Below are 23,073 nucleotides of genomic sequence, written 5' to 3'. Positions count from 1 at the left end.
ATCTGAAGGTTTTGTCAAGGATTTTCTTGGGCTAGCCCTGTTGCACAACGGGCTCCACCGCTGGCTGCGCAGCAGGGCCCAGCTTCGAGGGACGCTTTACCCCGTGGACGACGTTGTTTCGAGTCCTCGGATCGAGGAGCGTGATAAGGGTGTCCAGCAGCACGTACCCAAGGAGGCTCGTGGCACCCATGATCAGCACAAATCCTTGGATGACGGGTACATCGCCCTTAAGCACTCCGTCCAATGACCAGCCACCAACGCCTGGCCAGGAGAAGACACTTTCCACAATTGCCGCGCCGCTCAGTGCAGCAGCGAACAACAGCACCATGTAGGTCATCAAAGCCCCGCGCACGTCGCTGAGCGCGTAACGGAATACCTGCAGCGGCTTCAATCCGCACGCCCTCGCAAACTCGATCTGCGGTGAGTTGAGCACTTGAAGGAGACCTGTCCGAACGGTCTTTCCAAAAGGAGCCGCAAAAAACAACCCCATGGTAATGATCGGCAGCACCGCCCTGCTGAAAATGGACTGCAGGGTCCCCCATTGCCCGGCGAGCATGGCATCCAGCGCCAAAGATCCCGTGACTTTGGGGGGAGGGATATCGGAGCTGGACAACATACCCAAGGGTGCGGGGGCCAAATGGAGTTGTTGGTAGAAGATAAAGAGGAGAAGGAGCGCCAGGACAAACTCCGGCATGGCCATCAGGACAGAAACGCCGGCAGTGAATGCTTTGTCTGCCGGGCACCCATATCGGTAGGCCGCAAGGGTGCCCATTCCCATGCCTATGAGCAGGGCAAGCAAAAGCCCAGGCACAAGATAGACAAGCGTGTTGGGCAACCGTGTCCAGATCTCACTCGAAACGGAGCTTCCCGTGAAGAACGAATTCCCCAGGTCCCCACTCAAAGTACGGCCAATGTAGTGGAAGTAGCGTTCCCAAAATGGCTGGTCCAACCCAAGCTGGGCATTGATGCGGGCGATATCAGCTTCAGTGGCATACTCGCCGAGGAGGGCCACCGCCGGGTTGCCGGGGAGCAAGGAAACCAGGCCAAAGCTCAGGCTAATGAGCCCCAACAGGAGCAGGAACGCAATAACAAGTCGGGAGAGGATGTAGCGGATCATGCCATGGCCTCCTTGGCTCCTGGGTTATAGGGAATGGGAGGCATCGCCGCGGACATCAGGGTCTGGGTGTAGGACTCTTGGGGATTTGAAAGAACGTCATCCGTGGAACCCGTCTCGACGAACCGTCCTCGATGCATTACAGCCACGCTCGTACAAAAGTGCCGGACTGTATCGATGTCGTGGGACACGAAGACGTAGGTCAATCCCCTGGCCACTTGGAGCTTGGCCAGCATGCGCAGGATTGATGCCCGGATCGTCAGGTCCAGCGAGGACGTCGGTTCATCCAGGACTATCAACGTCGGGTCAGTCACCAGGCAGCGGGCGATTCCCACCCGTTGCTGCTGGCCACCACTGAGGTTCGCGGGACGCCTGCTGAGGAATTCCTGAGACAATCCCACTTCTTCGAGCGTTTCCGTGACACGGCGCAGACGTTCAGCCCGCGAGCCGTATGTCTTTGCAACGATCAGAGGCTCCTCGACAATCTGGCGGATCGTCAAACGGGGGTTCAGTGACGCGAAAGGCTCTTGGAAGACTATCTGCCAGCGCCGGCGTCGTTTCCTCAGCTGTGCTTTCGACAAGCCCCGGATGTCCTCGTCTTCCAGGAGGATGGTTCCGGAATCTGCTTCAATGAGCCTAAGAATCAGGCGGCCCAGCGTGGACTTGCCGGAGCCGCTTTCACCAATGATCCCCAAGGTTTCGCCCCGTTCGACGGCAAGTGAAACTCCGTCCACCGCCGTGACAAGCTGCCCTTGGGGGCTTCGGAACGTTTTCCGAACATCCTTCAGTTCGATGATGGGCATGGCTAGGCACTCCTGGACGGGGAGAGAACGGTGGGTTTCGTTATGTCGGCACTCTTCGGCTGTGTGCCGTCAGGCCTCTCGGCTCCTGGCTCTGCTGTGGGAGTCGCAGCGGCTTTCGGCTGTACAGCGGCTTTCGGCTGCACGACAGAATCAAGCAGGGACACGGTGTAAGGATCCTTTGGGTGGACAAAAACCTCGGACACAGGACCATGTTCAACAATCCGGCCGCGGTACATCACGAGGACGCGATCGCAGTAGTTGGCCACCACTCCAAGGTCGTGGGTGACGATCAACATCGATCGGCCACTCCCCTTCGTCAACCTCGTGAGCGTGTCCAGCACTTGCCGCTGCACAGTGAGGTCCAGCGCCGTCGTCGGTTCGTCGGCAATGACCAGGCGCGGGTTGAGGTACAGCGCCATGGCGATGACGACGCGCTGTGCCATGCCGCCACTGAGTTCGTGCGCATAGCCACGAATAACGCGTTCGGGTTCGTTGACGCCGGAGGAAGCCAACAATTCGAGCGCACGGCCACGTAATTCACCGTCCGCTTTCAGCCCGTGGGCCTTGGCAATGTTCGCGAACTGCTTCTCTATGCGGACAACGGGGTTCAGTGCGCTGAAGGGGTTCTGCGCCACGAAGCCGATCTCCTTGCCGCGGATATGGCGGATTTGACGCTCCGGTAAGCGGATCAGATCCTGGCCATGGAATTCGGCAGTACCTTCCATGACACGACCGGGAGGCATCAGCAGCTTGATTACCGAGCGCACCACAGTGGACTTCCCTGATCCCGACTCGCCCACGATGCCTACGACTTCGTTGGCGCCGACATCGAAGGAAATACCGTGCAGGGCCCGCGTTACGCCGCCCCGCGAGTGGAACTCGGTCACGAGGTCCTGTACGTGGAGTCCTGTCATCATCGTGCCCTTTCCACTCGCTCGATCTTGGTTTCGATTCCCCCTGCGATCACGTTGAGTGAACCAATGGCCAGGAGCATCGCAAGGGTGGGAAAGGCAGCAGCCCACCATTCCCCGCGAATCAGCATGCTGACACCGTCGTTGATCATTGCCCCCCACGTGGGTGTGGGAGGTTTCACGCCTACGCCAAGGAAGTTCAATGCGGCAATGGTTCCGAGCGCGTTGGCAGCGGTAAGCGTTGCCTGCACCAGGACCACACCATAAGCGTTGCGGAAGATGTGGTTGAAGGCGATGCGGATGGGTGAACAACCAATCGCTGCCGCAGCCTCCACATAGCGTGCGGACCGAAGTGCCAGGGCCGCAGCGCGGGAAAGTCGCACAAATCTGGGCGCAGCCACGATAGCGATCGCAAGGACCACATCCGTGGGCCCGCCGCCCATGAGCTTGATGGAGACCACGGCGATCACGATGATCGGAAGGGCTGCGAAGGCGTCAATGACGCGCATGATGACATCGCCGAGCTTGCCGCTGGTTGCGAACAGACCCAAAGGAACGCCAACCACCAGCGACAACGCTGTGGCGGCGAGCGCAACTGGCAGGTCAAGCTTCGCGGCCTCGATGGTGCGGGAGAAAATATCCATGCCGTTTCCATCAGTTCCGAACCAATGGGTTCCGTTGGGTGCAATACCAATGGCGTCTGTATCCGGACGTAGCGGGTCGTGCGGCAGCGGAGCCACTATAGCCATCAGCGGTAACCCCACAATGATGGTTACGGCGAGGGCAACCATGATGGTGCTGGACCGGTTCATCAAGAGGTTCTGGCCCCGGCGGGCCCACCCGGTGACTCGGAGGCCGGGCGATGTGCGCGGAAGACCTTGAATGCTCATGGAGCCTCCTCGCGGAGTCCGTGCGTGGTTGAGAGGCAATCCCCGGGCTTGCTCCGGTTGAGCCCACTCACAATGTATTGAAGATCGTCCTGACTGCGGACCGGTGGCTGGTGCATGTTCAGCTCCTGTTCGGACCTTGACGGGCCACAGCCTCATATCAAAGTCTCATCACTTTATTGAATTTGACTGTAGCGCCAAGTGTGACGAATTGCACTCCTTTTTTGGAAAATCCCCGGATTGGCGCAGGTTGGGAGCCCGGATGGCAGAGTCTTCGGTGATTGCGACTCCTTCGACTACGCGAGGCCAGAGGGGCGTCACAACACACGTACGGATCATTGACACCGCCGCCAACTGACTTCAATATAGTGATTAAGTGCCGCTTGAGATGAAGCTGGCTGCTGTCGACGCCGCCAGCGCAGATGAAGCCGCCAGCGCAGATGAACGAGGAACGGAACCTACAATGGACGACTTTCAAGAAGCAACAGCCGCAGTTGCCACTCGGCAGCCAGCTCCAGCCCAGCCAGTGAAGTACCTTCTCCACGACGGCGAGCTGGTGGACTATGCCGATGCCCGCCTCCATGTGCTGAGCACATCGCTGAAGTACGGCGTCGGAGTATTTGAGGGCTTCCGCGCCTATTGGAGCGAGGACGATCAGCAACTGTACGCCTTCAGGGTGGCCGACCATATGAAGCGGCTGATTGATTCCATGCGGGTTGTGGAAATTGACGGCCCGCAGGACATCCACCAGCTAGGCGATCAGCTGCTTGGACTCATTCGCGCCAACGATCTGCGGGGCAATCTCCATATGCGGGCACAGGTATTCGTCGACTCCAAGGATGGCAAGCCGGAAGACACGGGTCCCTCCACAGTCTTTATGGCAGCCATTCCCATGGGCAACTACTTCGGCGCTACCGGCCTGGATGTGCAAATCAGCAGTTGGGCCCGCCTCTCCGATCGGTCCATGCCACCCAGGGTCAAGTCCATTGCCAATTACCAGAACGGGAGACTGGCCCTGTTGGAAGCCAAGCGAAACGGCTATGACGCGGCATTGCTTCTCACCGAAAGTGGACATGTGGCTGAAGGCGCCGGTTACAACGTCTTCATGGTCCGCCAGGGGAGGCTATGCACGCCCCCTGTAACCGACAGCATCCTTGAGGGAATCACCCGGGACAGCGTCCTGCACCTTGCCCGGACCGAATTGGGCCTGGACGTTGACGTTCGACCCGTCGACCGCACAGAACTGTACTCAGCTGACGAGGTCTTTGTCTGCGGAAGTGCGGCAGAGGTTAATCACGTTGCCTCGGTTGACCGCACCACTATCGGCAACGGAACTGCCGGGGACCTCACCCGCAGCCTCCAGGATCTCTACCGGAGGGCAGTGATCGGGCAGGTCGCCCAGGACCAGAAATGGGCAACCCCCGTCTACCCGTCCTGAATGGAGGCACCAATGAATGAAACGAAGACGCTGCAAAAAGTGCCGCGCGTCGGATTTGGCAACGCCTCACTCTTCTTTGAGTCCGCAGCCAAACCAGAACTTACCGTCGACCAGGGCGAGCATTTCTGGCTGGAAGCGCGCAGCCTGCTCACTGGTGGCCTCTTCGAAGAGACCGGGGAGTACGAAAAGCTCTCTATCCCTGTCACGGGTCCGATTGCGGTTCGCGGAGTGAATCCAGGCGATATTTTGCGAATAGACATTCACGAAATCAGGATCGACCGTCGCGGTGCGATGGTGACGCTGCCAGGACGCGGCGGGTTCACTGATGGCCTCGGGCGGGCAGGCCACGTGGTGGAGATCGTGGACGGGCATGTTGTGTTCGACGAGGACACGATCATTCCTGTCCGACCCATGGTGGGCAAAATCGGAGTGGCACCTGTGGGCGCCGGCCCGAACTCCAGCACCGTGGGAATCCATGGAGGCAATATGGACTGCAAGGACGTAACAGCAGGTTCCGCCGTCGTGATCCCTGTCCAAGTAGCCGAGGCGATGCTGTATGCCGGTGACCTGCACGCCGCGCAGGGTGATGGCGAGTGCTCGCTGACTGCGGTGGAGGTCGAAGGCAGCGTCCGGCTCTCCTGCACAGTCGTTCCCCGCTCTACAGTTCCAGCTGGAGCGAAATCGGCCGCCGGCAGCCAGCGGCCAGTGGTCCTCAGCGGCGGTTCGGTCATCACAATTGGCGACGGCGACACTCTGGATGAGGCGGCGAGGCTCGCCTTGGACGACATGCTGGAACTGCTCCAAACCGACAGGCAATGGTCGCGGGAGAAGACCGCAATGCTGCTGAGCGCCGCCGCGGACGTGTCCGTTTCACAGCTGGTCAACGCCCGGGTCTCGGCCAAGGTCACGCTTGCCTCCCGCTATTTCAGCACCGAACCCTTTTCCTTGGAAACTCCCGACACTACGAATGCGCAGGTCTGATGATGTTTGATCTCCTCCTGACCAATGGACTGGTTGTCACGCCCTCGGGTGCTGAACGCCTGGACATCGGCATAGCCCAGGGCAAGATCGTGTCCCTCCGCGCCACCGGAGTCGGCACGCCCGATGAAGCCCGGCGCGTGGTGGACCTCAAGGGTCAGCTGGTGGTTCCCGGCGGAGTCGATCCGCATGTGCACACGAACTCGGTGCTTCCCACGGCGGCCGAGAGCGGCATCATGTGCTTCGGCCCTGACCGGGTGAGCGAGGGCGCCATCTATGGCGGCACAACCACGCTGGTGGACTTCGCCCACTGGAAGCCAGGCGACGAATTGTCTGAGTCGTTCGCCCGGAAATCGGCCGAGTGGGCCGGTTCCACCTACACGGACTACGCGCTGCACGGAACATTCAAGGAGCCCGAAATCCCCTTCGAGGTCCTGGAGCAGATCCCCGACGCAGTGGCTGGGGGCCATGGCAGTTACAAAGTGTGGATGACGAATACGACGCCGACGCGGCCCAAACAGAAAACTGACCTGGGCAACATGTGGGGGCTGATGGAGCAGACTGCAGCTGCCGGAGCAATGCTTGCCGTACATGCCGAGGACGATGACATCGTTATGTACTCGTACAAGAAGCTGCAGCGCGAGGGCAAGATCGGCATCGAGTACATGCACCATGCCCACAACAACTTGTCCGAGAAGCTCTCGTTCCAGCGCGCCATCACGCTGGCTCATCATGTTGGGGCCCCGATCTATTTGATGCATGTCAGTGCCCGTGAGGGCGTCGATGCAATCCGCGAGGCACGGGGACGCGGCCAAGCTGTTTATGGAGAGATCCTTCCGCACTACGCCTATTTCACCGCTGACGATTACCGGCAGAAGAACGGCGCCATCTATCACACGTATCCATCGTTGAAGTCCGAGACCGACCGGGATTCGATGTGGGAGTCGCTGCTGGAGGGCTCGCTCAGCACGCTGGCGACTGACGGCGTCTGCACAGACCTCGACGTCAAGACTCGCGGAAAGACGATTCTGGACGCAACCGGAGGTCATGCCGGTGTGGAGATGCGCATGGCAGTGGCGTACACAGAGGGCGTCTCCAAGCGTGGCTTGGACCTGACACGTTTCGTTGACATCACCTCGGCCAATGCCGCGAAGATCCTCGGCCTCTACCCACAAAAGGGCGTGATTGCCATTGGCAGCGACGCGGACCTGGCAGTTCTGGACACCACCGTGGACCGTCGGATCACCGCCTCCGACCTCCACGAGGCGGACTACACGCCGTGGGAGGGCTACCAGGTGGCGGCGTGGCCAAGCATGACCGTACTCCGCGGAACTGTCATGGTGGAAGACCGGAAGTTGCAGACCGGTCCTGATGGCTCACTGCTCAAACAACGAGTCTCCAGCGACGTGCTCAACCGGCCGGCTTGCTGACGCGGATTTGAGGTGCCGCGCGCGGCCAGGCGAGTACCGCCGTCGTGCTTTAACGGCAGGTGCCCCGCCCCAGGTAAGGGAGCGGGGCACCTGGTTCAGGCTTCGGGCTTAGGCGAAGTCGGAGACTGCGGGGTCGGGGCCGATGCGGCCTTCGGCGCCGCGGTCCAAACCATTGATTGCCTCGACGTCGGCCTCGTCCAGTTTGACGTCCAAGGCGGCGAAGTTCTCCTGGATACGGGATTCCGTAACGGACTTGGGGATCACGACGTTGCCGATGGCCAGGTGCCAAGCTATGACTACCTGGGCCGGGGTGGCGTCATGCTTGGCTGCGATTTGGGCCACCGTGGCGTTCTCCAACAATTCCCCACCTTGACCAAGCGGCGACCAAGCCTGCGTCAGGATGCCCTTGGAGGCGTTGAACGCGCGCAGTTCGGCCTGGTTGAAGAACGGGTGAAGTTCCACCTGGTTGATGGCCGGAACAACACCGGTTTCATCGATGATGCGCTGCAGTCCCTCAACCGTGAAGTTGGAAACACCGATGGACCTGACCCGGCCGCGCTTCTTCAGCTCGATCAGGGCCTTCCAGGTGTCCACGAACTTGTCCTGCTTGGGCTGCTGCCAGTGGATGAGGTAGAGATCCAGGGTCTCAAGGCCCAGGCGGTCCATGGATTCCTCGAACGCGGCCAGAGTGGACTCATAGCCTTGATCGGCGTTCCAGAGCTTAGTGGTGATGAAGATTTCTTCGGTTGAAAGGCCAGAGGAAGCAATGGCGCGGCCTACTCCGGACTCGTTCCCGTAAATCTTTGCCGTGTCAATGTGGCGGAAGCCCGCTTCGAACGCCTGGCGCACAACTTTTTCGGCTACATCGTCTTCAACTTGCCACACCCCGTAGCCGAGCTGGGGGATGGTGTTGCCGTCGTTGAAAGTAAGTGTTGGTGACGAAGTCATGTGTGCCATCCTGCCAGCAACGGGTTGCCTGAGGCACCGAATATTACAGAGATCAGCTATCCGCTTAACTGCTTGCAATCTAGAAATACAGGCGAGCGCCAGTATTTGCAAACGCTTCCTTTATTTATTGGATCCCTTGCGCCCGCAGCTGGCGTTCGGCGTCGGCCACCTGCTCGAAGACCGACTCCGCCCGGCGCCTAACGGACAATGCGCCCACCGGTACGGGTCCAACGGCGAGCCGAAGCATGGCCGCCGCTTCTGCCGTAGTGGCCAAGGAATTTCCAGCCTTGGACAGAGCGCGGTGAACACCGGCGAGTGAACCAGGAACGTCCAAGCCATCGCTCGGCGCCCTCTTTTGGGCTTCCACGCAGATGGTCCTCACACGAGGAGACAACTCAGCCAGCTCATTCGCGATCTCCACGAGCTCGTTGTAGAGCTGGTCGTCGTCGACACCCTCAAGGACCTGGTGGTACCGGTCCAATCCGCGGTGAAAGCGATCGTGGGCGCGGCGCCAGAGCCCCTTACCCAGCTCAAGATCGTCCTTCCGCCCTTGCCGGACGGCCCCAAAGAAACCCACAGTCAAGCTCAGAGGTACTGGCCCGGGCCATGGTCCGGATCTTCGGGCCGGCCCTGGGGCACGGCGCCGGGCGCGCCTGGTGCAGCGGCCCGCTGGGGTTGACCGTTTTCGCCGATGACAATACCGGGCGCAATGACAGTTCCCGGGGGAAGCTGACGCAGTTGCATCTGTGCCTTGGCGGCCTGCTGTGCCGCTACAGCAGCCTGGATGCCATGGAACAGGCCCTCCAACCAGCCGACAAGCTGGGCCTGGGCGATACGAAGCTCTGCATCCGATGGTGCCTTCTCATCGGGGAAAGGAAGACTGATGCGTTCCAGCTCTTCGATGAGCTCCGGAGCTAATCCATCCTCGAGTTCCTTGATGGAGCGCTCATGAATCTCTGCCAGCCTGCCCCGGGCGGCATCGTCCAGCGGCGCACTCTTCACCTCTTCAAGGAGCTGGCGGATCATGGTCCCGATCCTCATTACCTTGGCCGGCTCGTCAACGAGTTCCTGGAGGTTCGTGCCCTTGGGCTTGCCATCCTTGACAGGGACTCCCTTGCCAGGCTGCTGTTCGCCAGGTGCGACTGTGCCCTCCTCCAAGGTGGTTCCCTCCACGGGGGTGTCGTCCGAAGCCTCATCCGTGGGCTGAATGTCGTTCAGATCGCTCATCCGTTCATACTCTCATGCGGTTTATGGGAACCAGGGTCCAGGACCGGATTTTGGACTTCGTTCGTAGCGAAACTTCAGCAGCAGCGGCCCTGCGGATTGCTGTCCTGCCGATCCATCCGGTCCCGCCAGAACTCGCGTTCTGTCATGGCAGGACCGGAGTGGCCCGTGGACGTGAAGTGCTCAAGGTACTTCCGGTAAGCGTCAGCGCCCATGAGTGAGCTCATGTACGCGGCAAAACCTCGAAAACCCTTCAGGCCCTTTGCTATGGAAATCACTGGTGATGCCCGGCCTTTTGTGTCCGCTGCGCGGCCGGCAAGGCATTCCATTCGGCCAGCAAATCCTTCTCTGCGGAGGTCGGGAACAGCCCGGCAGGGGCAAAGACCTTGGAAGGCAAAGCCGGATCCTCGTGGTCCTTCCCGCCACCGGCACGGAGAGCCCTGATTGTCGCCACTACTGCAGTGATGATCACAATGATGCTCAATGCGACAAAGACGACCGAAAGCACGCCTTGAATCGCAGTGTTGCGGACCACCGCTTCCATGGCCGCGACTGTCTTTGCCGTCCCGAACTGCGTTTTGCCATCTGCCAGGGCTTTCGCAAATGCCTGGTTGTTTGCGAAGTAACCCACTGCCGGAACCGGCGAGAAGATTTTGTGGAAGCTGGCCGTAATGGTGACGACGGCCGCGAAGGCCAAGGGGCCCGCCACGTTCCACAGGTAACGGAAGGCCCCGCGCTTGGCCGCGATGGCCATGCACACCGCCAGGGCAATTGCGGCCAGGAGCTGGTTTGCGATGCCGAACAAGGGGAAGAACGTATTGATGCCGCCCAGTGGATCCGTCACGCCCAGCAACAGTACCGCGCCCCAGGCTCCCACCATGATGGCCGTGCACAGCCAGGCGCCCGGGCGCCAGGCGGGCTCCTTGAACTTGGGCACGAAGTTACCAATGGAGTCCTGCAGCATAAAGCGGGCAACGCGGGTTCCGGCGTCAACGGCCGTAAGGATGAAGAGTGCCTCAAACATGATGGCGAAGTGGTACCAGAAGGCCATCATTGCCGGCCCACCAATGAACTGTTGCATGATGTGGGCCAGGCCGACCGCCAAGGTAGGGGCCCCACCCGAACGCGAGATGATGCTCTCTTCTCCCACGTCCTTGGCAGTCTGCGCCAAAAGGTCAGGAGTGATGTTGACGTTGGCCAGGCCAAGGCTGTTCACCCACTGGGCAGCCGTTTCAACCGTGCCACCGGTAAGTGCCAGTGGCGCGTTCATGGCGAAATAGATGCCGCGATCGATCGAAATGGCAGCTACCAGCGCCATGATGGCCACGAAAGACTCCATCAACATGCCGCCGTAGCCGATGAAACGGGTTTGACGTTCCTTCTCGATCAGTTTGGGCGTGGTTCCCGACGAGATGAGCGCATGGAAACCGGACAGCGCTCCGCACGCAATGGTGACAAACAGGAACGGGAAGAGCGCCCCGGAGAAGACAGGCCCGTTCTCACGGCCCGCGAATTCACTGAACGCCGGGACGCTGATTTCCGGACGGACCACGATGATGGCGACGGCGAGCATCACGATCACGCCGATCTTCATGAACGTGGACAGGTAGTCGCGCGGTGCAAGGAGCAACCACACGGGCAGGATGGCCGCGATGAAACCGTAGACGATGAGGCCCCAGGCGATGGTGACCTTGTCCAGGTGGAAGAAGGCCGCGCCCCATTCGGTGCCAGCCACGGCACCGCCACCAATGATGGCTGCCATCAACAGAACGAAGCCGATGATGGAAACTTCCATGACCTTGCCCGGACGAAGATAACGCAAGTAGACGCCCATAAAGAGTGCGATGGGAATCGTCATGCCCACCGAGAACACGCCCCACGGGCTCTCGCTCAGGGCGTTGACCACCACGAGGGCAAGAATGGCCACGATGATGATCATGATGAGCAGCGTTGCCACGAGGGCCGCTGTGCCACCAATGACACCGAGTTCCTCACGCGCCATCTGGCCCAGTGAACGGCCACCGCGGCGCATGGAGAAGAACATGACCAGGTAGTCCTGCACCGCACCGGCAAGAACGACGCCGATGATGATCCAGATAGTGCCGGGGAGATAGCCCATCTGGGCTGCAATGATCGGACCCACCAAGGGTCCAGCGCCTGCGATGGCCGCGAAGTGGTGGCCAAACAAGACGTTGCGGTCAGTACGGACGTAATCCTTCCCGTCGGCCTTGTATTCGGCCGGAGTGGCGCGGCGGTCATCGGGCTTGAGGAGGTACCGCTCAATGACCTTCGAGTAGAAGCGGTAGCCGATCAGGTAGGTACACACGGCTGCAAAAACAAACCAGATGGCGTTGACGGTCTCGCCGCGGACCAATGCCAGCATGAACCAGGCCACGGCCCCCAGCAGGGAAATCGCCGCCCAGATTGCGATCCTCGCCGGAGTCCACCTCCGGTCATCGGCTTCCAGAACAGACTCGTCCACGGCGGTTGGGGGCAGCGTACGATCGGCGCCCTTCACTTCTTCTGTTCGATCAAGTTCTGTTCGGTCAAGTTCCGTTTGGTCAGGTTCTGTATGGTCAGGGGTCATGCCCGTGTCTCCTCCTTGAGAACTGCTGCGGTGGTGGCCGCGGGTGCGCTGAACAGTCAGGGCACGCTAACAAAGAGGACATACAGAACGTGCAGGTGACACCGGAACGCCCATGGTCCTGCGATAAGCGGTAGTACCCCTGCGGTGGGCGTACTAACTGAGCCCTCTGTTGCCCTGCGACTGAACCATGCGCGCCTCGCAAAGATCCAGCCAGCGCACTTCCGCCTCGGCTTGAAAGATCAGGGAATCGAGCACCAGGAGCCATGCGGTGTCTGAGGAGCGTTGGTTGGCTGAGACGGCCTTCCGCGTTTGCGTATGTTCCTGCAGGGCGCGAACGGAAACTTCGCGTTGGGACTGGATGACAGCCGAGGCGTCCACGCCCGGCAGTGTCACGGCGAGCGCAAGCTTGATCGCAATTTCATTCCTCGGCGGGTTGTCGCGGTCAACGGCTCCCTCAAACCAGGCCGCAACTTCCTCGACCCCGGCGTCAGTGATGCTGTAAACCACGTGGCCGCCGCCGTCGTCGCCGTCTTTGCTGACAAGGCCATCGCGCTCAAGCCGGTCCAGCGTGGTGTACACCTGACCGATGTTCAGTGGCCAGGCAGCACCCGTGCGGTCCTCGAATTCCACGCGCAGCTCATAGCCATACCGGGGCTGGTCCTGAAGCAGGGCAAGCAGACTGTGCCGGATGGACATGAGGCTCCTTGCTCCTGGGGAATTGGTTTGTGGGGCGTCCTGCGTGGAAAGGGCTTCTGTGACTGGTTAGAGGAGCAGGAGGACCTTTCCTACGTGCTCTCCGGAATCAAAGTACTCGTGTGCCTCGCGAACACGATCCAGCGGAAATGATTTGGCCACCAGGGGCTTGATGCGGCCATCTGCGAGCATGGGCCACACGGACTCCCGTACGGCGGACATGATGATGCCCTTTTCGGCCACCGCGCGGGGTCGAAGGGCCGTAGCGATCACGGCGGCGCGCTTGCTGAGCAGTTGCCCCAGATTTATCTCGGCTTTGGTTCCGCCCTGCAGGCCGATGACGATCAGCCGGCCGTAGTCGGCGAGCGCTTCGATGTTCTGTTGCAGGTACTTGGCGCCCACGACGTCGAGGATCACGTCCGCGCCTTTGCCTCCGTTTTGAGCCTTGAGGCTTTCTGGGAAGTCTTCCTCGTTGTAATTGATGGCGATGTCGGCACCGAGGAAGGCCTTTGCTGTGCCAACTTTTTCGTCAGAGCCGGCGGTGGTGGCTACCTTTGCCCCGTACGCCTTGGCGAGCTGGATGGCCATGGTGCCGATGCCGCCGGTGGCGCCGTGGATGAGCACAGTCTCCCCCGGTTGTAGCTGGGCCGTCATGACGAGGTTCGAGTACACGGTTGCCGCCACCTCGGGCAGTGCCGCAGCGGTGACCAGGTCTACGCCGTCGGGTAGTCGCAGTACTTGCTCTGCGGGCACGGCGACCTGCTGGGCATATCCCCCGCCCGACAACAGCGCCACTACTTTGTCTCCCACTGAGAAGGCTTTGGTGACTCCTGGCCCGAACGCGGCGATGCGGCCGGATACCTCCAGTCCGGGAATTTCCGAGGCCCCTGGCGGTGGTGGGTAGAAGCCACGGCGTTGCTGGACGTCGGCACGGTTGAGGCCAGCAGCTACGACGTCGATCAGTACTTCGCCCTCGCCCGGCACCGGTGCCGGTACGTCACGGACTTCGAGGACTTCGGGTCCGCCTGGTTCGGAAATAAAGACGGCTTTCATGACGAACTCCCGGTTTCTTGCTTGTACATCCAGGCCCGGGGCAGGGACTGGAGCACGTGATGTTTTGGAACAGCCAACTCCCTATGAAACACTACTAGGCAGGGAAGGTTGTCCGAGCGGCCTAAGGAGCTGGTCTTGAAAACCAGTGTGCGGTAACCCCGTACCAAGGGTTCAAATCCCTTACCTTCCGCCAGCAGATGCCCCGGGTTCACGAACCCGGGGCATTTTTGGCTTAAAACCGGGGCCAGATGTTGGACTCTCATCCGGATCTGAGAACTGACACCCAGAAAATCATTGAAACTGTCATAGCCCCCGCATAGTGTTCTGCTTGTCCTCACAACCGCCGACAAACAGCCGTGGCTTTCGCCGCGGAGCAAACACAGGAGCCTCACTTATGCCTACGCCTGACATCACCACCGGCGCACCGTGCTGGATTGATCTGATGACATCCGATACGGAAAAAGCCAAGTCCTTCTACAGCGCACTCTTTGGCTGGACTTACCAGACGGGCGATCAGGAGAAGTACGGCGGCTACATCACAGCTTCCAAAGATGGGCGCATGGTTGCGGGCATCATGCAGAAGCAGGAAGACATGGGTGCCATGCCGGATGTGTGGTCAACCTACTTGCGCACAGACGACATCAAAGCCACCACCGAGGCCGCTGCCGCCAACGGAGGCCAGGTCTACCTCGAGCCCATGGATGTTCCCGAACAGGGCAGCATGGCCATGTATGGCGACTCTTCAGGTGCCTCAATCGGAGCCTGGCAGTTCGGTGAAATGAAGGGCTATGAGGTCGCCGCAGAGTCCGGTGCCCCGGCATGGCACGAGCTACTCGCGAAGGACTACGAGTCGGCCGTCAGCTTCTACCAAAACGTCTTCGGTTGGGATACTGCGGTCATGAGCGATACCCCGGAGTTCCGCTACACCACTCTGGGCGCTGGTGACGATGCCAAGGCCGGCATTATGGACGCTGGCGGTTTCCTTCCGGAGCAGGTTCCGTCCATGTGGAGCGTGTATTTCGCGGTTGACGATACCGACGCCACCGTGGAACAGGCCACAGCCCTGGGCGCTACCGTTATGGAAGCTGCAGAAGATACTCCCTTTGGACGGTTGGCCACGTTGTCGGACCCTACAGGTKCCGTCTTCAAGGTGATCCAGAATATGACGCCAGCCAGCTAAACCACTGAACGCCCGGTTCCTGCCGGCTGCCTCCCGACCAGACGCAGCCGGCAGGATCCGCGCAGGGCCCGTTACTTCTTAGCCAGCTCGGGTTCCTCCGCGCGCTTGGCGTCCTTCTCGAGCCGCGCTTGGAACTCCTTATAGCGAACCAGATGTGCAGCAAAAGCAGCTAGCTTTCCAGAATGCTACGAGCGATTTCGTCCGCATCCCGCAGGGTTCGCTGGCCGCTGGCGAAGGCCTTCCCTGTCGCTGGACGCGCCTCCGCGGCAATGGCTGTTCCCCACTGGGTGGCCGACAATTGCAGGCCCAAAACATACATCCCCCGGGTCACAGAGCCGTTGGACGCCACAGGCCGATACGGGTGCGGTTCCACATCCAGTCCGGTTGTCTGCACCGGCGTACCCTCGGCGCTCATCATGATTTTGGTTCGGACAAGGCCGTCGGCCATGAGTTGTTCCAGGAGCGGAGAAATATTCATGCCCACCCGGTTGGCCGGCGACATCGCTTCAATTAAAGTGGGCGCCTCGGCTGGCTTGTCGTGGACCCACGGCGAGACCGCCCGGAAAACCTTGGCGCTTCTATCCACACTGAATTTCGGGTCCGGCCCAACGAAACCAACGACGCCGGCACGCGCCAAAGCAGCCAGCTGCTCCGAACGCAGTGCCGGCGCCCCGCTTGCAAGGCCTTCGACGAACGATTCGAACCATCCGCGCAATTCAGCGACCCACGATTCGTCCGTGATACCACCATCAGCCACAACGGACTTCAGGATCGCCCTGCCAGTGTGCAGGGCGCCAATTGCCATTTTCACGGGATCCGCTTCGCCCAGTGCGGAGCGTCGTGCATCGTCGTCAAGATATGCCGTTACGGCCAGATCCAGTTCCCGGCGGGACGCGAACGTCCGGCCGGCCAACGGCGCAGCGAGCCCGCGGACATTGAGTCGGCGGGAGGCAACCACATGCTTGTCCACCAAGGCTGCGACATCGCTTTCCCACTTGGCAGTGGTGTGGGCGTGGGGCTGCAAAGCATCCACGAGGTCTGCGAGGAACTGCGCCGCATCGCGAATAGCGGCAGGCTGCGACCTTGCCAGGGTGGAGTAATAGGCCCACAGGGCGTCGCGGTGCAGCAGTGGCCAAAGATCATGGTCGAATCCGGGCTGGATACCGGCTGCTCTGAAACGGTCCACCGCTGCCTCAGTCAGATAACGCATGGTGATGCTGCGGGGGTAATACCCTGTCAGGCCGGCCTTTGCCCGATACGGGGTGCCCCGCCGGGACGCTGCGATGATCCGGGGTTCCCTGCCAGAGGGCCGGTACTCGAGAACTCCGGCTCCCGGTACGCCGGCTTCGACGAACTTGCCCCCGCGCCCCTCAGTCAGCTGGCCCATGACATCGAAGAAATTCAGTCCCATCCCACGCACCAGGACGGGCTCGTTATCCGGCACCCGCTGCCAGTCGACGTCGGCCGGCGGTGCAGGCGGGAAATAGAGGAGGCCGTGTTCATCGGCCGCCCGTTGGAACGAACGCTGCTCGGGATTCAAACGGGACTCGATATGCCCCAGCGCGAGGACCACGGAGCCGACGGTGAGCGTAGAGCCGTCGGCGAGTTCGACGTCGAACGCTTGCCCAGTTGTGATGCCTGAGCTGGCCGGGACCGGGCGTGCCGCTACGGCCGACGTGTCATGGAAGGTGACCTCCACGCCGTCGGGTATTCGCTGAAGCAGCTCTGCCAAAGTCTGCCGCAGGTACCGTCCGTAGAGCGCCCGGCTGGGAAAATCGTGGGACTCGAGTGTGGCCAACTCCGCCTTTTCGGCATCGTCCAGGCCCTCTCCATCACGACGTCGGGCAGCGCGCCACTGGTCGAAGGAACCGCCTGCGAGGGGCGGCGCGAGCTTGGGGTCTTCAGGGATGAGCGTCGGATAGAACGCCTGCGTGTTCATCAGGTACAGCCTGGACTGCTCCGGCTGCCACACATGGCCTGACGCGGCAGGAAAAGGATCCACAACGTGGATGTGCAGTGTGCGGGACTGTGTATCGGTCCGGTTTGCGCGGCTGGTGGCCCCCGCAGCCCAATTCGCGAGCAACCGCTCAAGGACACTTGTGCCCCGGGGGCCGGCCCCAATGAGGGCAACACGATTGATTTGCGATTTAGCCACGCTCAAGCCTAACTTCTGCGTGACTTGCTTCCAGTTGAAAAGTGTTGCTTGGATGGGGCGATGACCACCACAGAAGCTGATCAGACGCCCCTTCCTGACAATGACACGGATCCGGAGACCAAGTCCGGGCCTCGCCATGCTGCGACCATTGCACCCGAACCCACGGATGAGAACGTGTGGTTGGAGGACATTCACGGCGAAGAACAGCTGGCCTGGGTCCGCGAACAAAACGCGCGAACCGAGGATTTGCTGGAGGACACAGACTACGCAGCGGTTGAAGCCGGCATTCTGGAGGTCCTGGACTCGACGGACCGGATTGCCATGGTGAACAAGCGCGGCGATTACTACTACAACTTCTGGAAGGACCAGGAGCACCCCAAGGGTCTTTGGCGGCGAACAACCTGGGAGAGCTACGTTTCCGAGGCACCCGAATGGGACATACTGCTGGATATCGATGCCCTCGCCGCCGCGGAAGGCGTCGAGTGGGTGTTTCATGGAGCCGGGTTCCTCCGTCCTTTGGACGGGGGCACGTACCGCTTCGCGATGCTTTCGCTGTCCCCCGATGGTGGTGACGCCAACCGTCACCGCGAGTTCGACGTCGAATCCCGCACCTTTGTTGACCCTGCCGCTGGCGGATTCGATCTGCCCACGGCAAAAGGCAACGTGAGTTGGCTGGATGCGGACACGCTGCTGGTCTCCAGTACGGCAGAGGGGTTGCCTGCAACCACCTCCTCGTACGCCCGGACCGGCGTGAAACTGCGTCGCGGCCAATCCCTTGCCCAGGCCGAGCGGATCTTCGACATCCCCGAAGACCACATGCTGGCCATCGTGGCCCACGACTCAACCCCGGGCTTCGAACGGACCTTCGCCGTAGATTACATCGACTTCTACAACCGCAATACGTGGCTGCTTCGCGACGACTCGTGGGTTGCGATCGACGCGCCCACCGACGTGAACATCAGCGCCCACCGAGAGTGGCTGATGTTCCGTCCTCAGAAGGACTGGGACGTTTCCGGCGTTACCTACCCAGCCGGTTCCTTGCTCGCCGCGGACTTCGAGGGCTACTTGGCTGGATCGCGGCAATTTGTGGTGCTGTTTACCCCCGATGATCACACGTCGCTGCAGTCATGGAGTTGGACCAAGGACTATCTGCTGCTCAACCTCCTGCGCGACGTCTCTTCCGAAATCAGGGTGCTGGACCCTTCCCGTGTGGATTCCGACGCCGGCTGGGTCGCCACCGTACTGGACGCGTGCCCGCCGCTTCACGACGTCAATGCGTATGCCGTGGACGACGAAGACGATTTCGGGGCGGGAAATGACTACTGGTTGGTCGCCACGGGTTTCACTACGCCCACTACCCTCACCCGCGGCACCCTCAGCGCTGGCGAGGTTCCTTCATCCGGCGTGGCTTCATCCGGCAACCCGACTGCAGGCGTGGCGAGCCAGCATGCGGTGGTAAAGCGTTCCCCGTCGTTCTTCAACGATGGTGACTATGAGGTCCAACAACATTTCGCGGTCTCGGCGGATGGGACCAAAGTCCCCTACTTCCAGGTGGCATCCAAGAACCTGGTCCTCGATGGACAGAATCCTACGCAGCTTTCCGGCTATGGCGGCTTCGAAGTTTCACGCACCCCCGCCTACAGTGGCACCATTGGCAGGGCTTGGCTGGAGCGCCGCACTTCCGCTGCTGCCTTGGCTGACGGTCCCGGCTCGCACACACGCGGCGGCGTATATGTTGTGGCGAACATCCGTGGCGGCGGCGAATACGGACCCTCATGGCACCGGGCCGCGCTGCAGGAAAGGCGGCACCGCGCCTACGAAGACTTTGCCGCCGTGGCACAGGACCTGATCTCCCGCGGCGTGACCAGCCGCCGTCGACTCGGTTGCGTGGGCGGCTCAAATGGCGGGCTGTTGGTGGGCAACATGCTGACCCAGTACCCCGAATTGTTCGGTGCGGTGTCCTGCGGCGTGCCATTGCTGGACATGCGCCGCTACACCAAACTCTCCGCAGGATATTCATGGATCGCGGAATATGGAGACCCCGACGTGCCCGAGCAGTGGGAGTTCATCCGCACCTTCTCGCCATATCACCTGCTTCATGACGGCGTCGAGTACCCCGAAACCTTCATTTGGACTGCGACCTCGGATGATCGGGTAGGCCCCGTCCAAGCCCGAAAGATGGCAGCGCGGATGCAGGCAATGGGTATCCCGAATGTCTGGTTCCACGAGGCACTCGAGGGCGGGCATGCGGGCGCCTCGGACAACAGGCAGGCCGCCGCACTCCAAGCGCGAAGCAACCACTTCCTCTGGCGTGTGCTGGCCGGGAGCAACTGACGTTCCATTTCGATGGCTCGCTGCACGCTATGCCGTGCGAACGGCATGTCCGGCAGCGAGGCATCGAAATGGGCAGCTTATCGAAGGCGGTTTTGCACTGGACGGCACGTTCTGCGTATCCTTGGTGGGCTAGCAATAGCAAATGGAGACGTGCCAGAGCGGCCGAATGGGCTTCACTGCTAATGAAGTGTGGGGCACAACTCCACCGGGGGTTCAAATCCCCCCGTCTCCGCGAATTGGTCCCGGTTTTCGAACCGGGACCTTTTGCGTTTAAGACCCCCTGCTCCGCGAAACCTCCCATAATCAAGCGGTACCACGGGCGTGGCACCCACACGGACCACTCACACCACTTGAGCGGTACAACAAGGCAGTTCCATACGGGCTGACAGACCAAGAGCGGCAGGCTCTTGAGCCTCTGCCACAGACACACCAACAGTTCGACACCACTATCTGACACGAGACTCTCACGTCTTGATAGGCTCCGATCACCAGTCGGGGCCTTTGTCATGCCCCTGGAAGGACCAACGTGACTTCATCTTTGCCGCCCTACAGCCTGCCAATCATTGAGCCGAACGTGGACCTGATGCTGGCGATGTCAATGCTCTTGCCATGGCAATGAATGCGGCGCTTGCTGCTTTGCTCGCTGGCGCGTCGTTTTACCAGCGGACGCTGGCAGCCACAGACGACATGGACGCCCTCAAGTCTGGTGTCTATGGGGTTACCAATGGAAGGATCGCCGAGAGGCTAGGTCTGCCCAGTTCTCGCCCTGGCGCTCTTACTACGGTGTCGGTGGGTAGTTCGGGTGCGCTCACTCGCATCTACCAGTCCATTGAAGTGTCTGGCACCAGACTGTTCCTTCAGTCCCGACTCAGCGGTCTCACGTCAGCATGGACAGAGGTGCCCAGCTCAATATTCTGGCACGACACCGCACTCACCTCGACCGCCGACCTCGCCACGATTGCCCCCGGCGTCTACGTCGTGTCCAATGTAGTGGTCGCCCGCGCGCTAGGTCTGCCACGCGAACGGCCCGGAATCTTCGTGAAGTTCCCCGTCGGCGACGGAAGCATTCAAACGTTCACCTCAATGGAGGATGGCGACGTCGCACCGATTGAGTTCAAACGAGCCCGCACCCTCGCCGGTGCAGATCAGGCGTGGGCGCCAGCCGACGGCGTTGGTTCCAACGATCCCGGTCCCATTCGTCGTTCGATCCTTCAACAGCGGCTAACTGCTCGCAAAGGTGGCCGGATAGGCACCAACGGTAACGGTGCTATTGCCCTCCGCTTCGACGACGCCCCAGTGGAATTTCGTACCAGGGTCCTACCGGAACTAGTAAAGCGTGGACTTCCGTTCACTCGCGTCTCAACCTCAGAGTCGATCTGTGGGACACCGATTGATCCGTCCGAGTTCACGACAATGCAAAAATACTGCATCGAGAGCGGCGGCGAAGTGTGGAATCACGGCTCCAACCATCTCAATGCAACAGGCGACGCAGCCATCGAAACCACCCTGATCGGCGCCCTGCAGACACTCCGGGTAAAAATGCCACGCATTCCGATCGACTGTTTCGCACCCCCAGGCGGCTCGGCCATGTCCTACGACGGGTACATGCCTTCGGACACCATCGCCGGTTGGACCGACACGTACGCAGGGTCACTCATCTCGGCATATCACGCACTCGCCTCCGGGTACTTCATGGATTCCTACTACCGACCCATCGACGGCGTCCTCCGAGACGGCCAAATCCACTACAGCGTCGATTCCTACACCCTCACCGCAGCCAAAACGCTGATTGACCGATCACGGGACTGGAAGGTCGGCGTCGTGATGATGTGGCACTCCAACAACATCGGCTCCCCCGGGTATATGTCTCTGGCTGACTTCACAGCAACCATGGACTACCTCGATGCAGCGCGCGACGCCGGCCACGTCATGGTCCTGACGAAGTCCGGGCTTGCCGTGGCTGACAGCTCCACAAGTCACCGTGACGACATCCTCACCGCAACCTCAGGCAACCCCTACTCGGCAACCATCTTGTACCCGCAGTACCGGCAGAACATACCCGGATCCACGCGCGAGCTCACGGCCACGGTGACGGGCGCTGCTGGAGCAACTGTGACATCGATGGTGGGCGAGTCCACGAAAACCCACACGATCCCGGCCCGTGGCACGCTCCAGCTCAGGCACCCCGCCACGATCCCCAATGATCTAACCAGCCTCAAGGTGAGCATCGACGCGACCACCACCAATGCACACCTGTATGCGGTGTGACCCTTAGGCGGACCAGTGAACGAATGGCTCGCCAGGGCTAGTCTTGGACCTTCACGACGAGGGCCCACTCCTCGTGCAGCCCGTCCACGTCCATGTCCGAATGCACCCAATGATTGTGTGTAAGAAGCGTCCTACATGCGACATTGTCCGGATGAACGAGTGCAGTGACAGTCAGAGACTTGAAGTCCGACGCGTCTTGCGCCAGCTCAATAAGATCGCCTATCACGTGCGTGTACGTCTGTTGTCCGGCGCCCTGCCGAGTGAACAGCAGGTGTGTGGCGAGTACGTAGAACGATGCACGATGGTGTCCATCCGTAGACCCTACGAACCTGGCCCAGGCGACGGATTTCACGAGTTCATACTCATCCAGGTAGCAGATGTGCATTCTCTCCGGATACTTCGCACGGGGGCGAAGGTTGCGAACGATGGATTGGACTTCGATCGCGTACTGCTCTGGATGCGGTGTTCGGCGCTGTTTCGCTTCACGAAAAGGTATGGGACCGCACCAGAATAGGTGTAGGAACTGACGATGCTTATGCTCGGCTTCGACTAGTTCAAGCAAAGGTCTAGCGGCGACGCGGTACGGTGAGAGCTGCAGCTATGTGCTTGCGCTTCTCGATGCGGTGAGGGTCGTTGGTAATGGTATCGACTCTCTCCGCATACTGCTCAGGGGTTTCCCGCGCCGGGCCAACGTCCAGAGAGCGAGCGCGCTGGTGGTCGCATGAGGATGTGTGCGAGTGCTTGTGATCATCATCCCAATCGCTGATATCGCTCATCGTGCACCTCGTCTCGTTAGATCCTGACAGTAGTTGAAAACGCGTGTTACGGCAATGCAACATTCCTCACACGACGCCATGCACGGCGTCGAACCGCTGCCCAATCCGGCCAGCTACGAGCCTTTGAGGATCTGGCTGTATTCGTTGGCAGCCTCCACTGCTTCCAACGTCGACTTGTCGACTTCGGGGATGACTTCCACGACGAAGTCTGTTTCTGGACGACCCGTCATCAGCGCTGCCGCGTCTTTGACCATCGTTTCCACCTGTTCCAGGCGCTTTGCCTGCGTGTAGAGG

Annotated in this window: 21 protein-coding genes and 2 tRNA genes; 8 read left to right on the top strand and 15 right to left on the bottom strand. The window is 60.7% G+C overall.

Translation table 11 applies throughout. The annotated features are described in order from the left end of the window. Window positions 1-31 precede the first annotated feature (31 nt). Genes AB4Y87_RS13050 through AB4Y87_RS13035 form a run of 4 tightly spaced genes read right to left on the bottom strand, consistent with a single transcriptional unit; the run spans window position 32 to window position 3,718 of the window. On the bottom strand, window positions 32-1,117 hold the full coding sequence (locus tag AB4Y87_RS13050; protein WP_442004760.1) for an ABC transporter permease: 1,086 nt from the start codon (window positions 1,115-1,117) through the stop codon (window positions 32-34). Then, complete coding sequence (locus AB4Y87_RS13045) at window positions 1,114-1,917, bottom strand: ABC transporter ATP-binding protein (RefSeq protein ID WP_442004759.1); 804 nt, start codon at window positions 1,915-1,917, stop codon at window positions 1,114-1,116. Before AB4Y87_RS13045 ends, AB4Y87_RS13050 begins: the two co-directional genes overlap by 4 nt. Before the next feature lie 2 nt (window positions 1,918-1,919). Beyond that, entirely contained in the window at window positions 1,920-2,834 is a 915-nt protein-coding gene (locus tag AB4Y87_RS13040) for an ABC transporter ATP-binding protein (protein ID WP_442004758.1), read from the bottom strand. Next, entirely contained in the window at window positions 2,831-3,718 is an 888-nt protein-coding gene (locus tag AB4Y87_RS13035) for an ABC transporter permease (protein WP_442004757.1), read from the bottom strand. The genes AB4Y87_RS13040 and AB4Y87_RS13035 overlap by 4 nt, the downstream gene beginning before the upstream one ends. A gap of 373 nt (window positions 3,719-4,091) precedes the next feature. Here AB4Y87_RS13035 and AB4Y87_RS13030 point away from each other — a divergent pair, with 373 nt between their 5' ends. From AB4Y87_RS13030 to AB4Y87_RS13020, 3 genes are read left to right on the top strand one after another with little or no spacing between them, the layout of a single operon-like run. Then, the gene (locus AB4Y87_RS13030; RefSeq protein ID WP_442004756.1) at window positions 4,092-5,153 is read left to right on the top strand and encodes a branched-chain amino acid transaminase; all 1,062 of its coding nucleotides are present in this window, start codon (window positions 4,092-4,094) and stop codon (window positions 5,151-5,153) included. Window positions 5,154-5,165: 12 nt separating this feature from the next. Continuing rightward, window positions 5,166-6,134, top strand: a complete 969-nt coding sequence (locus AB4Y87_RS13025) for an acetamidase/formamidase family protein (protein WP_442004755.1) — start codon at window positions 5,166-5,168, stop codon at window positions 6,132-6,134. Then, window positions 6,134-7,561, top strand: coding sequence for a dihydroorotase (locus tag AB4Y87_RS13020; RefSeq protein ID WP_442004754.1), 1,428 nt, complete (start codon window positions 6,134-6,136; stop codon window positions 7,559-7,561). The genes AB4Y87_RS13025 and AB4Y87_RS13020 overlap by 1 nt, the downstream gene beginning before the upstream one ends. Before the next feature lie 108 nt (window positions 7,562-7,669). Here the strand turns inward: AB4Y87_RS13020 and AB4Y87_RS13015 are convergent, their stop codons facing one another. The 7 genes from AB4Y87_RS13015 to AB4Y87_RS12985 all read right to left on the bottom strand — a co-directional run bounded on the left by AB4Y87_RS13015 (window position 7,670) and on the right by AB4Y87_RS12985 (window position 14,066). Then, window positions 7,670-8,509, bottom strand: a complete 840-nt coding sequence (locus tag AB4Y87_RS13015; RefSeq protein ID WP_442004753.1) for an aldo/keto reductase — start codon at window positions 8,507-8,509, stop codon at window positions 7,670-7,672. Between the two features lie 124 nt (window positions 8,510-8,633). Continuing rightward, window positions 8,634-9,086: a hypothetical protein gene (locus AB4Y87_RS13010; protein WP_442004798.1), complete on the bottom strand. Its 453-nt coding sequence runs from the start codon at window positions 9,084-9,086 to the stop codon at window positions 8,634-8,636. Window positions 9,087-9,094: 8 nt separating this feature from the next. Further along, entirely contained in the window at window positions 9,095-9,736 is a 642-nt protein-coding gene (locus AB4Y87_RS13005; protein ID WP_442004752.1) for a bacterial proteasome activator family protein, read from the bottom strand. A gap of 74 nt (window positions 9,737-9,810) precedes the next feature. After that, the gene (locus AB4Y87_RS13000; RefSeq protein ID WP_442004751.1) at window positions 9,811-10,011 is read right to left on the bottom strand and encodes a YbdD/YjiX family protein; all 201 of its coding nucleotides are present in this window, start codon (window positions 10,009-10,011) and stop codon (window positions 9,811-9,813) included. Then, window positions 10,008-12,320, bottom strand: coding sequence for a carbon starvation CstA family protein (locus AB4Y87_RS12995; protein WP_442004750.1), 2,313 nt, complete (start codon window positions 12,318-12,320; stop codon window positions 10,008-10,010). The genes AB4Y87_RS13000 and AB4Y87_RS12995 overlap by 4 nt, the downstream gene beginning before the upstream one ends. A gap of 153 nt (window positions 12,321-12,473) precedes the next feature. Beyond that, window positions 12,474-13,016: a PadR family transcriptional regulator gene (locus AB4Y87_RS12990; protein ID WP_442004749.1), complete on the bottom strand. Its 543-nt coding sequence runs from the start codon at window positions 13,014-13,016 to the stop codon at window positions 12,474-12,476. A gap of 66 nt (window positions 13,017-13,082) precedes the next feature. Continuing rightward, window positions 13,083-14,066, bottom strand: a complete 984-nt coding sequence (locus AB4Y87_RS12985; protein ID WP_442004748.1) for an NAD(P)H-quinone oxidoreductase — start codon at window positions 14,064-14,066, stop codon at window positions 13,083-13,085. A 102-nt stretch (window positions 14,067-14,168) separates the two neighbouring features. On the opposite strand from AB4Y87_RS12985, the gene AB4Y87_RS12980 reads away from it, so the two are divergent. Continuing rightward, window positions 14,169-14,259 (top strand) — tRNA-Ser (locus AB4Y87_RS12980). 201 nt (window positions 14,260-14,460) lie between these two features. Then, complete coding sequence (locus AB4Y87_RS12975) at window positions 14,461-15,246, top strand: VOC family protein (RefSeq protein WP_442004747.1); 786 nt, start codon at window positions 14,461-14,463, stop codon at window positions 15,244-15,246. Between the two features lie 169 nt (window positions 15,247-15,415). Here the strand turns inward: AB4Y87_RS12975 and AB4Y87_RS12970 are convergent, their stop codons facing one another. Further along, window positions 15,416-17,401, bottom strand: coding sequence for an FAD/NAD(P)-binding protein (locus AB4Y87_RS12970; RefSeq protein ID WP_442004746.1), 1,986 nt, complete (start codon window positions 17,399-17,401; stop codon window positions 15,416-15,418). Between the two features lie 60 nt (window positions 17,402-17,461). On the opposite strand from AB4Y87_RS12970, the gene AB4Y87_RS12965 reads away from it, so the two are divergent. The 3 genes from AB4Y87_RS12965 to AB4Y87_RS12955 all read left to right on the top strand — a co-directional run bounded on the left by AB4Y87_RS12965 (window position 17,462) and on the right by AB4Y87_RS12955 (window position 22,003). Beyond that, window positions 17,462-19,735 carry a prolyl oligopeptidase family serine peptidase gene (locus AB4Y87_RS12965; RefSeq protein WP_442004745.1) on the top strand — a complete coding sequence of 758 codons (2,274 nt, stop codon included), beginning with the start codon at window positions 17,462-17,464 and terminating at the stop codon, window positions 19,733-19,735. A 144-nt stretch (window positions 19,736-19,879) separates the two neighbouring features. Continuing rightward, window positions 19,880-19,967 (top strand) — tRNA-Ser (locus AB4Y87_RS12960). A gap of 377 nt (window positions 19,968-20,344) precedes the next feature. Then, window positions 20,345-22,003 carry a hypothetical protein gene (locus tag AB4Y87_RS12955; RefSeq protein ID WP_442004744.1) on the top strand — a complete coding sequence of 553 codons (1,659 nt, stop codon included), beginning with the start codon at window positions 20,345-20,347 and terminating at the stop codon, window positions 22,001-22,003. Window positions 22,004-22,040: 37 nt separating this feature from the next. Here AB4Y87_RS12955 and AB4Y87_RS12950 read toward each other — a convergent pair whose 3' ends face one another. The 3 genes from AB4Y87_RS12950 to AB4Y87_RS12940 all read right to left on the bottom strand — a co-directional run bounded on the left by AB4Y87_RS12950 (window position 22,041) and on the right by AB4Y87_RS12940 (window position 23,033). Further along, window positions 22,041-22,388 carry a hypothetical protein gene (locus tag AB4Y87_RS12950; protein WP_442004743.1) on the bottom strand — a complete coding sequence of 116 codons (348 nt, stop codon included), beginning with the start codon at window positions 22,386-22,388 and terminating at the stop codon, window positions 22,041-22,043. Window positions 22,389-22,569: 181 nt separating this feature from the next. After that, complete coding sequence (locus AB4Y87_RS12945) at window positions 22,570-22,779, bottom strand: hypothetical protein (protein ID WP_442004742.1); 210 nt, start codon at window positions 22,777-22,779, stop codon at window positions 22,570-22,572. Between the two features lie 113 nt (window positions 22,780-22,892). Then, the gene (locus AB4Y87_RS12940; RefSeq protein ID WP_442004741.1) at window positions 22,893-23,033 is read right to left on the bottom strand and encodes a hypothetical protein; all 141 of its coding nucleotides are present in this window, start codon (window positions 23,031-23,033) and stop codon (window positions 22,893-22,895) included. Window positions 23,034-23,073: the final 40 nt, after the last annotated feature.

Origin of the sequence: Paenarthrobacter sp. RAF54_2 (assembly GCF_052113945.1) — a bacterium.
In the GTDB taxonomy this organism is placed as follows: Bacteria; Actinomycetota; Actinomycetes; order Actinomycetales; family Micrococcaceae; genus Arthrobacter.
This window is presented reverse-complemented; position numbering and strand designations above follow the sequence as displayed.

What these genes read in the sequence shown, in the direction of transcription:
- AB4Y87_RS13050 (WP_442004760.1), bottom strand. Translation starts at nt 1,117, where the DNA reads ATGATCCGCTACATCCTCTCCCGACTTGTTATTGCGTTCCTGCTCCTG.
- AB4Y87_RS13045 (WP_442004759.1), bottom strand. Translation starts at nt 1,917, where the DNA reads ATGCCCATCATCGAACTGAAGGATGTTCGGAAAACGTTCCGAAGCCCC.
- AB4Y87_RS13040 (WP_442004758.1), bottom strand. Translation starts at nt 2,834, where the DNA reads ATGATGACAGGACTCCACGTACAGGACCTCGTGACCGAGTTCCACTCG.
- AB4Y87_RS13035 (WP_442004757.1), bottom strand. Translation starts at nt 3,718, where the DNA reads ATGAGCATTCAAGGTCTTCCGCGCACATCGCCCGGCCTCCGAGTCACC.
- AB4Y87_RS13025 (WP_442004755.1), top strand. Translation starts at nt 5,166, where the DNA reads ATGAATGAAACGAAGACGCTGCAAAAAGTGCCGCGCGTCGGATTTGGC.
- AB4Y87_RS13020 (WP_442004754.1), top strand. Translation starts at nt 6,134, where the DNA reads ATGATGTTTGATCTCCTCCTGACCAATGGACTGGTTGTCACGCCCTCG.
- AB4Y87_RS13015 (WP_442004753.1), bottom strand. Translation starts at nt 8,509, where the DNA reads ATGACTTCGTCACCAACACTTACTTTCAACGACGGCAACACCATCCCC.
- AB4Y87_RS13005 (WP_442004752.1), bottom strand. Translation starts at nt 9,736, where the DNA reads ATGAGCGATCTGAACGACATTCAGCCCACGGATGAGGCTTCGGACGAC.
- AB4Y87_RS12995 (WP_442004750.1), bottom strand. Translation starts at nt 12,320, where the DNA reads ATGACCCCTGACCATACAGAACCTGACCAAACGGAACTTGACCGAACA.
- AB4Y87_RS12990 (WP_442004749.1), bottom strand. Translation starts at nt 13,016, where the DNA reads ATGTCCATCCGGCACAGTCTGCTTGCCCTGCTTCAGGACCAGCCCCGG.
- AB4Y87_RS12985 (WP_442004748.1), bottom strand. Translation starts at nt 14,066, where the DNA reads ATGAAAGCCGTCTTTATTTCCGAACCAGGCGGACCCGAAGTCCTCGAA.
- AB4Y87_RS12965 (WP_442004745.1), top strand. Translation starts at nt 17,462, where the DNA reads ATGACCACCACAGAAGCTGATCAGACGCCCCTTCCTGACAATGACACG.
- AB4Y87_RS12955 (WP_442004744.1), top strand. Translation starts at nt 20,345, where the DNA reads ATGGCAATGAATGCGGCGCTTGCTGCTTTGCTCGCTGGCGCGTCGTTT.
- AB4Y87_RS12950 (WP_442004743.1), bottom strand. Translation starts at nt 22,388, where the DNA reads ATGCACATCTGCTACCTGGATGAGTATGAACTCGTGAAATCCGTCGCC.
- AB4Y87_RS12945 (WP_442004742.1), bottom strand. Translation starts at nt 22,779, where the DNA reads ATGAGCGATATCAGCGATTGGGATGATGATCACAAGCACTCGCACACA.
- AB4Y87_RS12940 (WP_442004741.1), bottom strand. Translation starts at nt 23,033, where the DNA reads ATGGTCAAAGACGCGGCAGCGCTGATGACGGGTCGTCCAGAAACAGAC.